General features: G+C 42.3%; 11 protein-coding genes. All 11 read left to right on the plus strand.

Annotated elements, in window-relative coordinates; all coding sequences use genetic code 11:
- Window positions 1-210: 210 nt before the first annotated feature.
- The 11 genes from ACTHQF_RS07500 to ACTHQF_RS07550 all read left to right on the plus strand — a co-directional run bounded on the left by ACTHQF_RS07500 (window position 211) and on the right by ACTHQF_RS07550 (window position 13,278).
- Window positions 211-2,766: an adenosylcobalamin-dependent ribonucleoside-diphosphate reductase gene (locus ACTHQF_RS07500; protein WP_440429420.1), complete on the plus strand. Its 2,556-nt coding sequence runs from the start codon at window positions 211-213 to the stop codon at window positions 2,764-2,766.
- A 602-nt stretch (window positions 2,767-3,368) separates the two neighbouring features.
- Window positions 3,369-4,424, plus strand: a complete 1,056-nt coding sequence (locus ACTHQF_RS07505) for a Gfo/Idh/MocA family protein (protein WP_440429421.1) — start codon at window positions 3,369-3,371, stop codon at window positions 4,422-4,424.
- Window positions 4,425-4,928, plus strand: a complete 504-nt coding sequence (locus ACTHQF_RS07510) for an acyltransferase (RefSeq protein ID WP_440429422.1) — start codon at window positions 4,425-4,427, stop codon at window positions 4,926-4,928.
- Entirely contained in the window at window positions 4,929-6,044 is a 1,116-nt protein-coding gene (locus ACTHQF_RS07515) for a DegT/DnrJ/EryC1/StrS family aminotransferase (protein WP_440429423.1), read from the plus strand.
- A 47-nt stretch (window positions 6,045-6,091) separates the two neighbouring features.
- A complete protein-coding gene (locus ACTHQF_RS07520) occupies window positions 6,092-7,063 on the plus strand; it encodes a glycosyltransferase (RefSeq protein WP_440429424.1) in 972 nt (323 codons plus the stop codon).
- Between the two features lies 1 nt (window position 7,064).
- Window positions 7,065-7,433, plus strand: coding sequence for a hypothetical protein (locus ACTHQF_RS07525; RefSeq protein WP_440429425.1), 369 nt, complete (start codon window positions 7,065-7,067; stop codon window positions 7,431-7,433).
- 53 nt (window positions 7,434-7,486) lie between these two features.
- Window positions 7,487-8,203 (plus strand): NeuD/PglB/VioB family sugar acetyltransferase, encoded by a 717-nt coding sequence (locus tag ACTHQF_RS07530; RefSeq protein WP_440429426.1) that lies wholly within the window; start codon window positions 7,487-7,489, stop codon window positions 8,201-8,203.
- Between the two features lie 6 nt (window positions 8,204-8,209).
- Window positions 8,210-9,217, plus strand: a complete 1,008-nt coding sequence (locus tag ACTHQF_RS07535) for an SDR family NAD(P)-dependent oxidoreductase (RefSeq protein ID WP_440429427.1) — start codon at window positions 8,210-8,212, stop codon at window positions 9,215-9,217.
- A 5-nt stretch (window positions 9,218-9,222) separates the two neighbouring features.
- Window positions 9,223-10,386 carry a DegT/DnrJ/EryC1/StrS family aminotransferase gene (locus ACTHQF_RS07540; RefSeq protein ID WP_440429428.1) on the plus strand — a complete coding sequence of 388 codons (1,164 nt, stop codon included), beginning with the start codon at window positions 9,223-9,225 and terminating at the stop codon, window positions 10,384-10,386.
- 219 nt (window positions 10,387-10,605) lie between these two features.
- A complete protein-coding gene (locus ACTHQF_RS07545; protein WP_440429430.1) occupies window positions 10,606-12,315 on the plus strand; it encodes a hypothetical protein in 1,710 nt (569 codons plus the stop codon).
- An 81-nt stretch (window positions 12,316-12,396) separates the two neighbouring features.
- Window positions 12,397-13,278, plus strand: a complete 882-nt coding sequence (locus ACTHQF_RS07550; RefSeq protein ID WP_440429432.1) for a glycosyltransferase family 8 protein — start codon at window positions 12,397-12,399, stop codon at window positions 13,276-13,278.
- The last annotated feature ends 157 nt before the right edge of the window (window positions 13,279-13,435 follow it).

The following is a 13,435-nucleotide window of genomic DNA, read 5'->3' on the forward strand; positions in this document are numbered from 1 at the left end:
ATTCCACTTTGTCTGACACTCATTTAAATAAAATACACAAACTTCTATATATGTAACAATAATTTGAAACATTTTTACCTACGACAATTAATATTGTTGTGGTTACTAGATAGTTACATATTTATTTTGATAACTTTATACCTGAATGACTATTTAAACTTGACATTTGATTAGATTTGAATCAATTCTTTTAAATCAACTTAATTTATCATGGAAATAGCAAATCAGTCTAAAGAGGAAGTGACCTATACCGCAGATGAAGCATATAGAGCATCACTTATATATTTCAATGGGGATGATCTTGCCGCCAGAGTGTGGGTGAACAAGTATGCATTGAAGGATTCCTTTGGAAACATCTTCGAGAAAACTCCCAATGACATGCATCGACGAATAGCAGGAGAGGTGGCTAGAATTGAACAAAAGTACTCTAACCCTTTGTCTGAGGAGGCTATTTATGAGTTGATTAAAGATTTTAAATATATTATTCCTCAGGGTAGCCCAATGACCGGAATTGGTAATCCCTATCAGATCGCCTCTTTATCTAACTGCTTTGTAATCGGGAACGAAGGTGATTCGGATTCTTACGGAGGCATCATGAAAATAGACCAGGAGCAAGTGCAGCTGATGAAGAGGCGCGGTGGTGTTGGTCATGATCTTTCCCATATCCGCCCCAAAGGGTCGCCGGTAAAAAACTCAGCATTAACCTCAACCGGTATTGTCCCTTTCATGGAACGCTTTTCAAACTCTACTCGTGAGGTGGCTCAGGATGGAAGAAGAGGTGCCCTCATGCTTTCAGTTGCGATTAAACATCCCGATTCTGAGGGTTTCATTGATGCTAAACTGGAACAAGGAAAGGTTACTGGTGCCAACGTTTCTGTACGGATAGATGATGAATTTATGGAAGCAGTGCAGGCCGGAAAAACCTACAAACAACAATATCCAGTTAATTCTGCAGATCCACTTTATAGCAAAGAAATTGATCCAGTGGCACTATGGAAAAAAATAGTCCACAATGCATGGCGTTCTGCGGAGCCAGGCATTTTGTTCTGGGATACCATTATCAGGGAATCCGTTCCTGACTGCTATGCAGATTTAGGTTACAATACGGTTTCAACGAATCCCTGCGGCGAGATACCACTTTGCCCATATGATTCTTGCAGGCTACTTGCAATAAACTTATTTTCCTATGTGGAGGCCCCATTTACAAAAGAGGCTTACTTTAACTGGGACTTATTCAAAGAGCATATTCATGCCTCTCAGCGCATCATGGATGACATTATCGACTTGGAACTGGAGAAGATCGATGCGATTTTACAGAAGATTGCAGATGATCCTGAAGATGAAGAACTTAAACGTACAGAAAAAAACTTGTGGATAAACATCAGGAATAAGGCTAATGAAGGCAGAAGAACCGGAATTGGCATTACCGCAGAAGGAGACATGCTTGCGGCAATGGGACTTCGATATGGCAGTGACGAAGGCACGGCCTTCGCAATTGAGATACACAGGTTTATTGCGATCGAGGCGTATAGAGCTTCTGTAAACACAGCTAAAGAAAGAGGAGCCTTCGCAATATTCGATGCTGAAAGAGAGAAGAAAAATCCTTTTATACTCCGTTTGAAAGAGGCCGATGCTCAGTTATATTACGAGATGCTAGAGCACGGTAGACGAAATATCGCCCTGCTTACCATTGCACCGACGGGTACGACCAGTTTGATGTCGCAAACCAGTTCTGGAATTGAACCTGTATTTATGCCAGTTTACAAACGCAGGCGCAAGGTCAATCCGAATGATAAAGATGTTCGTGTAGACTTCGTCGACGAAGTTGGTGATTCTTGGGAAGAATATGTGGTATTTCACCATAGATTCAAGCAGTGGATGGAGGTCAATGGAAAGGATCTTACTAAAAATTACACACAAAAAGAACTTGATGACCTTGTTGCACAATCTCCATATCATAAGGCAACATCTAACGATGTAGACTATCTTAAAAAGGTGAGAATGCAAGGTGCTATTCAAAAATGGATTGATCATTCTATTAGCGTCACGATCAACATGCCGGCTGATGTTACAGAAGAGGTGGTAGGTGAACTTTACATGGAAGCGTGGAAGTCTGGCTGTAAAGGTGTCACTGTCTACCGAGACGGTTCACGTGCAGGAGTACTGATATCGAACACAGAGAAAAAGGAAGAAGCCGTAACCGAAACTGCAGAACGTGCTTTTCCGACTACCCGGCCCGTGATATTGGAAGCTGATGTGGTTAGATTCCAAAATAGTAGAGATAAGTGGATTGCTTTCATTGGCCTAATAGACGGCAAACCATATGAAATATTCACGGGATTCGCTGATGATGAAGATGGAATTCTAATTCCACGCTGGGTAAATGATGGAGTAATAATTAAGAATCGTGACGCAGATGGTAATTCACGTTATGACTTTCAGTACAAGAACAAGCGTGGACATAAAACTACGATAGAGGGATTGTCCTACAAGTTCAACCCTGAGTATTGGAATTACGCAAAGTTAATATCGAGCACACTTAGACACGGCATGCCAATAGAGAAAGTCGTTGACCTGATAAATAGTTTACAGCTGGATGAGGCGATAAACACCTGGAAAAATGGGGTGGCACGCGCCCTAAAGCGTTATGTACCTGATGGTACGGAAGCAAAAAAACAACTTTGCCAAAATTGCAACTCTACAAACCTTCAATATCAGGAAGGTTGCCTGACATGTAAAGACTGTGGGTCTTCTAAATGCGGCTAAGATCGGTCGGATGAAAGCAGAAAAGCAGATGTGATTAATATTATATCTGCTTTTCTGTTTTTTAGTATTCTCTTGTCACGACATTTAACACTTAGCCGCCCAAGCAAGTTGTACCACTTTATTGCTTAAGCTTTCACTAAGTCTATCAAAACTAATTCCGACGCTATGTTTACACCGGCACGGTATACCTGTAACTCAACAGCAGATATAATGCTGAAATAAAGACAGTTGCACATCATTTCACATACAACAGCCACACACTTCACAATTCACAAAAAGGTTCGTTTATTTAAAGTTCTTAACTTAAATTCACATCAGTAAGAAGCTCAAAAGCTGATTCTGAATCCATAATACAGAAAACGACTCCTGTTGGGACTGACAAAGGGCGAAGCCGTGTTTCAACATCTAACAAACCTCCAAAGGACGAATATGCAGGTCTGCAAACGCTCCTAATAACTCAATAGTTTCACTATCAATACAACTTAGCACATTCACAAATCTTAGTTCCGCACGGATTTGAAACGGCTATGATCAGCCATTCTCAAAGATGTAAGCTGAACCGATTCTGCTATCAACAACAACTTCATAAAGACAAACTTATTATGGTCAATGTAGGAATAATTGGCTTCGGCTATTGGGGCCCCAACTTAGTCAGAAATTTTAACCTTGCAACCAATTGCAGAGTTGTCGCTGTCGCCGATCCACGTCCAGAACGTTTAATGAACATGAGCAAGCTGTACGCGAATATCAAAGGGTACAAGGACGCTAATAGTTTAATTTACAGTAAGGATATTGATGCTGTAATCATTGCTACACCAGTGTCGACGCACTTTCAGCTCGCAGAATTGGCTTTGATGCAGGGAAAACATGTGCTTTTGGAAAAGCCGATGACATCCTCTATAGAGGAGGCTGAAATCCTTATAAATCTTGCCCGGGAGAAAAATTTATTGCTGATGGTAGACCACACCTTTCTTTACACTGGGGCGGTTACAAAAATGAAACAGTTAATCGACAGTGGTGAACTCGGAAGCATTAAATATCTAGACTCTACACGAATAAACCTGGGACTGTTTCAACCGGACATTAATGTACTATGGGATCTGGCACCACATGACATCTCTATCCTGAACTATTTAATTGATGAACAAGCGTACAGCGTGAACGCAACTGGAATTACACATACCAGCAATGAAATGGAGAATATTGCCTACTTAACTGTCAACTATAAATCAGGCTTCATAGCACATTTCAGTTGCTCATGGACCAGTCCGGTGAAGTTGAGGACGATGCTAATTGGAGGCGACCAGAAAATGATCTTATACAACGACCTGGAACCGACAGAAAAGGTAAAGATTTATGATTCAGGATATAAACATTCCAGGTTGCAAGACAAAAATAGTATTCTGGTCGACTACAGGATCGGGGACATACATGTACCAAAATTAAATACTAATGAAGCACTGCTGGAAATGGCAAACGACTTCATTTTATGCATAATAAACAATAAAGAGCCAAAATCCTCTTCAAATCTGGGTTTAGCGGTCATAAAAATCCTGGAGGCATCCAACAAGTCTATTAAGCACAACGGATGTGAAGTCCTCTTAAACGCACTTGTGCCTGAAGAAAACCATGTACCTGCACCTATTTTAACTAACTAGATGAAAAGAATTACCATAAACAACGAGCGACAGAGTATTATAGACGTGGAATTAGGAGATAATGTTCACATTTATAATTTCGTTAACGTCTACGGCTGTTCCATAGGTGATGGAACCAAAATCGGGTCCTTTGTGGAAATTCAAAAAGGTGCCACGATCGGCAAGAACTGCAAGATCTCCAGTCATAGTTTCATTTGTGAAGGCGTGCACATCTCGGATAATGTTTTTATCGGCCATAATGTCACCTTCATTAATGACCTTTTTCCGCGCGCCACGGACCAGAATGGGGCCCTGCAAACTGAGAAAAGCTGGACTTGTATCGAAACCTTCATAGCTGAAGGGGCTTCGATAGGTTCTAGCGTCACGATCCTATGTGGGGTTAAGATCGGCAAGAATGCATTGGTTGGTGCTGGTTCAGTGGTCACCAAAGATATTCCAGCAGACACCGTTTACGCAGGAAATCCCGCCAGATTTATCAAATCACTAAATCAAATAACAGCTTAGATGGAAACAGTAGCATTCAGGGACACGATATCCTGCCTGGACCTAAAGAAACAGCATCAACAAATAAAAGAGGAGATGTTTGTTGCTTTCGAGAAAGTTTATGATAGTGCCGCTTTCTCCGGGGGCACATTTGTTGAGGAATTTGAGCAGGCGTTTGCTACTTTTTGTGGCACTAAACACGCTGTTGGAGTAAACAATGGCACATCGGCTTTGCAACTCGCGATGATTACATTGGGCATCGGGCTGGGCGATGAGGTCATTGTACCGGCAAATACCTTTATTGCTACAGCCTGGGGAGTAACATACAGCGGAGCAACGCCCGTATTTGTCGATTGCACACCGGACACGTGGCAAATAGATGTAAATGCAGTTGAAGAGCAGATTAATTCCAGAACCAAAGCTATCATTGGGGTGCATCTATATGGACAGCCATTTGATGTAAAAGGCATTCAGGAACTGTGCATTAAACACAACTTGCATTTTATAGAAGATGCGGCCCAAGCTCAAGGTGCTAAATTCCTTGGTCAGCCTGTAGGGAGCTTCGGTAATCTGGCATGCTTCAGCTTCTACCCCGGGAAAAATCTTGGTGCCTGCGGAGAAGCTGGCGGAATCAGTACAAATGATGACCGCATTCATAGGCAATTGTTAAGTCTGCGTAATCATGGATCCTTGATTCGATACTATCATGACGAGATAGGATACAATATGCGAATGGGGGGACTTGAAGCGGCATCCTTGCAAGTTAAGCTAAGGCATCTTCCAGGCTGGAATCGCCGACGAAAGGGAATTGCTGCACGGTACCAGTCCGAAATCTACAATACCAAGATAACCATGCAAGCGCAACCTGACTGGGCAGATTCTGTTTATCATTTGTTTGTGGTACTCACTGAGGACAGGGATGGACTAAGCGAATATCTTAAGAAACATCATATACATGCCGGTTTACACTATCCTGTACCTTGTCATCTACAAAAAGCCTATTCACATTTGCAGTATAATTCAGGTGCATGTCCAAATGCTGAATATCTAGCTCAACACTGTCTTTCACTCCCTATGTATGCTGAATTGAGTGATTCGGAGGTGTCCTACATAATCGAAACAGTAAACACCTTTTAAACTGCAGATACTAAGCAAGCTTTTGCAGAATCCTAAAATTTTGGAATATGAGACTTTCTGTGATCATTCCTGTTCTGAACGAGCAGGATAATATTGATATGTTGGTCGGGGAACTAAATACCTTTTTTCTCCAAAGAACTGATTACTCCGCAGAGGTCCTCTTTGTAAATGATGGCTCAACCGACAACACCGTCGAAAAGCTAAAAACTGCAAAACACTTCTCGTATGTTGCAAGAATTATCAGCTTATCCAAGAACTTCGGTTCACATGCAGCTTTGAGAGCTGGGATTGAACGTGCAACTGGAGAATACATCACCTTTATGTATGCAGACTTGCAGGACCCGATAGAGCTGTTAGACAGCATGGTTGCCAAAATTAAAGATTCTCAAGCCGATATATGCTGGGCTTACCGCAACTCAACGGAAACGACTAGAACGGAAAAGCTTTTTTCCAAAGGATACGCATACATGATGCAAAAATATGCTGTATCGAACTTTCCAAAAAATGGATTTGATATTGTGATGTTCAGCCGAAAGGTTCAGAATTGCCTCAACAATAATATTGAAAGTAATTCATCCATCTTCATTCAGGTACTTAGCCTCGGTTTTAAACAATCAGCTGTCACCTATTACAAAAAAGCGAGACTTGTCGGAAAATCTAAATGGACGGTTTCTAAAAAGATAAAGCTATTCATCGATTCGTTTGTAGCGTTTTCGTTTGCACCGATACGGCTGGTATCGCTAGTCGGCATAACATTCTTTATTCTCGGTCTAATTTGGACTGCCTATATTGTTGTTCGCACGCTCCTGTTTGATGATTTGGCAAGTGGCTGGCCTGCACTCATGTCCGTTCTTATGCTTGGCTTCGGAATTACAAACATATCGCTTGGCATTATTGCCGAATATTTATGGCGTACACTTGACGCGAGTCGAAAGCGCCCAGTGTTTGTAATTGAGGAAGCAGCGGACCTTAACATTTTATCCAAGGTTATGGCACCTGAAGAAATACACGTTTTGTAAAATGCAGTTAACAATTTTTTATATACTGATTTACGCGACTTTTAATGTCTGCGGTGCGGCTATTGTCAAGCTCCAACTAAAGCATATTAAATTAGCTGGCTGGCAAGACTGGGTGAGCCTTTTTTTCAATGGCCATTTTGTGGTTGCTGCATTATTCATTATTTTCTCTGCGCTGGCCATGTTTAAAGCACTATCAGGCAGTCAGTTTTCATTTGTAATTCCTATCGCCACGGGCATAAATTTTTTGTTAACCGTCGTGGTCGGCTACTACTTATTTCAAGACCGCCTTTCTTTTGGCTCTTACGTGGGGCTCCTGTTCATAATAGCCGGAATTCTGATACTGAGCCTGAATAACCAGGCGCAAGCCTAAATGCGACATGCGCTGGTTCAATGCTCAATTCCCTGAGGTTAGAACGACTTCACATGAGACTAAAATTAACCGAACGACTAATGGCGAAACGAAAGCTGGTAATCTTCCCCTATAATGGGAATGGGATTGAGGCCCTGGATTGCATAGACCATGAGGTATATGAAGTGATTGGTTTCATTGATGATGACCAAGGAAAGTGCTCTTCCAACCACAAGATATTCCGGAGATCGATTATCGAAGATTATTCCGAGTTATTGGTGTTGGCAGTGCCCGGGAGTCCATCTTCATTCCGGAACCGTAATGAAAACATCAACTCGCTAAAGCTAAACCCGGATCGGTTTATCACGGCAATTCATCCGAGAGCTTCTATCGGAAGAAACGTAAGTATCGGTTACAATTGCCTGATCATGGCTGGCGTTGTTATTACAAGTAATGCAATAATCAAAAATCACGTATGCATATTGCCAAATTCAGTCATTCATCATGACGTCAAGGTGAATGACTATACGCTTATCGGCAGTAACGTGGTGATCGCCGGTGGCACAAGCATAGGGAAGAACTGCTACATCGGAAGTGGTACAAACGTCATTAATGGAGTACAGATTGGAGATAAGGCCTTGGTTGGCCTTGGAAGTAATGTTATTAGAAGTATATCTGAGAACACTACTGTCGCAGGAAACCCGGCGCTGGTACTTGAGTCCAAAAATAATCTCCATACCCTTCCACCAAGGGCACAGCTAGAAGGGTTAGAACAAATCCCAAAACATTAAGTCAACATGAAACATATTTTAGTAACAGGAGGTGCTGGCTTTATTGGCTCTCATTTAACAGATAGACTGCTGGAGAGCGGTTACCGCGTGACCGTGTTGGATAACTTATCCAACGGATCTTTGGAAAATCTCGATCATGCGCAAAGTTATCGGGATTTCAGCTTTATTCAGGGAGATATATTAAGTAAATCTACTTGTAGAGAAGCTATGGAGGCGGTAGATTTCGTGTTTCACCTGGCATGCCTGGGCGTACGTCATTCCATTCACAGTCCATTCGAAAATCACAGGGTAAATGCTGAGGGGACCCTAAACATCTTAGAAGCGGCCCGAAATGTAGCAGTCAAGCATGTTTTTTATATATCAACTTCTGAAATCTACGGACGTACGACTAACTTCCCCATAACAGAGGCGGCTCCAACCCATCCGCTCACAGTTTATGGGGCGAGTAAACTGGCCGGAGAACACTATGCCAATGCCTACTACGAGTGTTATAAACTTCCAATTACCGTTCTAAGGATCTTCAATAATTATGGACCTAGAGCCCATTATGAAGGTGACGCAGGCGAGATCATTCCCCGGAGTATCGTCAAAATACTATATGGCGAAGCCCCAGTTCTATTCGGCAAGGGGGACATCACAAGAGATTTCTTCTTTGTAAAGGATACTGCATTGGCCTTACAGACGCTGCTTGATACTGCTGAAAGTGGTCGACAAGACGAGCTGACAGGCAAAACCTTCAACATTGGGACTGGGCGGGAGATCTCTATGAAGGACTTACTCGAAAATATACTTTCTAAAATGAGGAAATCAGATCTTGGAATCAATTTCAAGCCTGAACGACCCGCTGATGTACCTCGCTTGTGGGTGCGACCAGATAGATTTGAAGCACTTACCGATTTCGAACCTTCTTATTCATTTGACCAAGGCATTCAAGAGACAATCGCTTACTACACGGAAAGGGTATCTTGTCAAAATCTTCTGAGTGATGTTCAAGAAATAAACTGGATAAAGTAGAGAATATGATACCAATAGCAAAACCTTACATTACCGAAGAAGATGCAAGAGCAGCTTACGACACCATATTGACTGGATGGATAACACAGGGTCCTAAAGTGCAGGAATTTGAAGAGAAATTTGCTGCCTATACAGGAGCGAAATATGCCGTTGCCGTGTCCAACTGTACAACAGCTCTACATCTTTCCATGATCGTAGCCGGCATCACGGTGGGCGACGAGGTAATTTGTCCCTCCTTAAGTTATATCGCAACGGCAAACGCTATAACCTACGTTGGTGGCTCCCCAATCTTTGCGGAAGTGGAACCCGGAACTTACAACCTTGATCCCGTAGATGTTGAACGACGCATCACTTCAAAGACAAAGGCCATATTAGTAGTTCACCAAATTGGATTTCCTGCAGATTTGGATGCCTTTCAAGCACTGTCAATTAAATATAATCTGACAATTATAGAAGACGCGGCCTGTGCTGCAGGATCAGCATACAAAGAAGCCAAAATCGGCAGCCATTCGGACCTTGTATGCTTTTCATTTCATCCACGAAAGGTCATTTCTACAGGTGATGGTGGAATGATCACAACGAGTAGGCAAGACTATTATGAGCGGCTTAAAATGTTACGCCAACATGGAATGTCTGTAAATGACAGAATTCGGCACGAGTCAAAAGAAGTTGTTTTTGAAGATCATGTAGAAGTTGGTTACAACTATCGAATGACAGATATCCAGGCGGCCATAGGAATAAAGCAGCTGGAGAAACTGGATTGGATCGTGAATGAACGACGCAAAGTTGCAAGGTTTTATAATGAAGCGTTTCGGGGATTACCACACATAAAACTGCCGGCTGAGCAGAATGGACAGTTTAGTAACTTCCAATCTTACAGCATCTATTTGAAAGCGGGATACGGGTTAAAAAGAAATGAACTCATGCAACTGTTGCTAGACTGGGGCATCGCTACGCGGAGAGGAGTGATGACCACGCACCGGGAATCGGCTTACAAACGGTCCCACAAAGAGGTTGTACTACCTATATCGGAGGATATGCAGGATAATTCTATCATACTACCATTATACGTACCTATGGAACAGGAGGAGGTAATTTATATCGCTGAGACATTCTGTGCCATGATTAAGAATCCAAAAGCATTTTCGGCGAAAGTTGAAAATTTCTAGGCCTCCTGGTGATCTAAAATGCAACATGACGGCACTCGCGATTAGCGGAACCGTAGTCACCATTAAGATGCAAGAATCGTGGGCCGGAACTGCTCACACATGATCCCATGCCAATTAACTATTTATAGCCGAGATCCTACTTCACAAATCAGGTGGCCTTTGCGATCTATCCGGAGAGCGGCACCAAAAATTTAACAAATCGAAAAGCTTTCAAATTCAATGATGATCATTAAAGCGCTTCAAACGAATAACTATAATCCGATTAGCCACAAGTACGAAGACAAGGCAAGCATAACTAAACTGATTTTCATCACTTGGTTCATCCTAGCAGTCATTTTGTGTTTGGTAGAAGCAAGTACGCTAGATGTCTTACCTAGCTTAATGCAAGATGAAGCACAGATTACCGACTACGGCAGACTCACACTGGATCCACTAAGCCGGTGGTCTGTAACCTGGTGGGTCGCCGGCGACAAACCGCTTCTACTCTGGTCTTATTTGGGTCCGGTCTTTGCAGAACTTGGTTATCAGTTTGGGGGTACTTCCGGAGTGGGCCCCCGTATTGTCGCGTTAATTGGTGGCCTTGCAGCAGCAACAGTTGCATTAGCCTGGCTTAATCAACGAAAGGTTCCTGCAGCGTTCGCTGGCTTACTCTCCTTGGCTTTTTTGCTCGATCCTTTATTCACGCTTTCACAGCGGATGGCCAGAACAGATAGTTGGGTGATCGCTTTTTGCTTAACATCATGTTGGCTGCTGCGGCTTTCCAGCAATAAAGAAGGAACAACGAGAATACTTCTGGTGATGCTTGCAGGCGTACTCGCTGCTTTATCCGCTTTTGTATGGCCTTCCGCTTTGTTCCTTTATCCCCTGATCCTTGCAGAGTTTTTAAGCTCCTTTTACGACGGACATTTTACCAGAAACTCTTTACAAAAAACAGGCAAGCTATTTTTATATTTCGTTATTGGAGGCTTACTTACCTCGATATTGCTTCTTATCCCTATCCGGCATCAACTAACGCCAATTTTCGAGGATATGAAAAATATGGTTGCATTGAATGTTAATGCTAGCAAAACATCCTTCGAACGCATCTCTGGTATTTTCAATTACCAATCCTGGGCTAAAATCGCGAAGGCATTTATAAAAACGTTAGGCCCTTTTTTACCATTACTTGGTGTATGGGCGCTGTTCTTCAGACGGGAGCGGGGTATCATAATAGCTTTCATATTTACGTTGATTATTATTTTAACGACCCTTGTTTACGAATTTCGTCTTTTATACCTCTTGCCATATTTTATGGTACTAACGGGCAATCTTTTTCTAAAAGCAGAGCGTAAATCAGTCAAACCTGCCGTGCAACGAGTAAGTGCAGGTTTGTTAGCTTTTACAGTGCTTTGGTCCATATGCATCTCGGTAGTTCTCCGGTCAGCCTTCGCTTACAAGGATGGTGCGCAACGTGAAAGGAACCTAATTGAAGCGGCCGCAAGGTCGGCAATTGGCACTGGTAATCACAAGGTCTTTTTAGCCTTTACCTACGAATTCTACTTCACCGGCAGATCACTTGGCTGGGAAATGTATACCCCATACATTCAGTTTAGTTTTGACGATGATGGTAATTGGATTCGGGAAAATGATTTCAAGCCAAAAGACAGGTTTATGAAACTCCTGGCACAGATGGATTATGCAATTTTCTCCGGAAGCGAACTTGATGAAGATCTCAGTGCCCAGCTGAGGTCTTCTGGGCTAGATTATCATGGCGCCATTCATATCGGCATGCAACAACCTAAAAGTAACATTACCAGTTCCGATAGGAGCATAGGAGGTATTTTTAGCTGGTATATACAAGGCGCTCCAAGCTATGGGCCATACATGCTTTTTGCACGTGCTGACAAGAAAGCACGCCCATCAACGATCCTGGTACAAAAAAGCCAATAGTTAGATTAATAATTCTCCATCGTCGTTACGATCGCAAACCACTGTGAAATTGTAATCATATAATCAAAAACCAAAGTACATATGAATATTGCTTTTTGTAACAATAGGTTAGGCTTAAAGGGACTTCACGTTGCGCTTGCCTCGCTTATTCAAAATTGTTCGGATTCAAGCAAGTTGGCCCTTTGGTTCCTTTGTGCAGGTCATAGCGAAAAGGATAAGAGGAACATCGCAAAGCTCTTGAATCAGGAAGGATTTGGAGGCAAGTTCTCCTTTATTGATTTCGACCCTTACGCAACATTTGGTTCCTTCCGGTCCTTGCATGGTGACTGGACCTGTTATGGTAGACTACTTCTGGTCGACCTCATCCCTGAAGATCAGGTTCTTTATTTAGATTCCGACCTGGTCGTGGAAGAAGACGTATTGAAAGTCGAGCAATTTAATTTCGATGGTCACTGTTTGGCAGCAGTCGGCGGGGGACGGTTCAAATTTACCTATGGAAACAAGTTTTATGCAGATAGAGTAGGGTTGGACGGAAACCTAGAATATTTTAACTCCGGTGTATTGCTCTTGAATTTACGAGAATGGAGAATAAAAAACATAAAGGAAGATTGTATGAAAATTGGACGACAACATGCATTGGAACTCCCATCAGTAGATCAATCAATATTGAATATTTTGTGTTCCGGTCATTTCGCGAAGCTTCCAAAATCGTTCAACTGCGAATGGTCGCCAATTTCACAAAGACCAGAAGCTTCCACGAAGATGATACTTCACTTTATCGGCTCTCCTAAGCCCTGGGATCCTTTTGCTTTTCTGATTCATAGTGGGTATCAAACCTGGTCGAAATACGATCGCAAAAACTGGATCACCAGATTAAGTGGTGTAACCACTGCTGATCTGGTAAGGGCCTGGAATATTCGAAGATCATACGTCCGTTCATTTAAGGACAAACTTGTTCAATGACAATGAAATCTATTCGTGTTAACACACTACTAAAATCTAGAATTCAGAAAAACGATAAACAGAAACTCTGCCGTTTTATTATTCATGGATTTCAACGGAACTATACCCATCTAACTAGATGTTTAATCTGTGTCAAATGTTCTACTATTACCGGTTG

Origin of the sequence: Pedobacter sp. SAFR-022, assembly GCF_051965375.1 — a bacterium.
GTDB lineage: Bacteria > Bacteroidota > Bacteroidia > Sphingobacteriales > Sphingobacteriaceae > Pedobacter.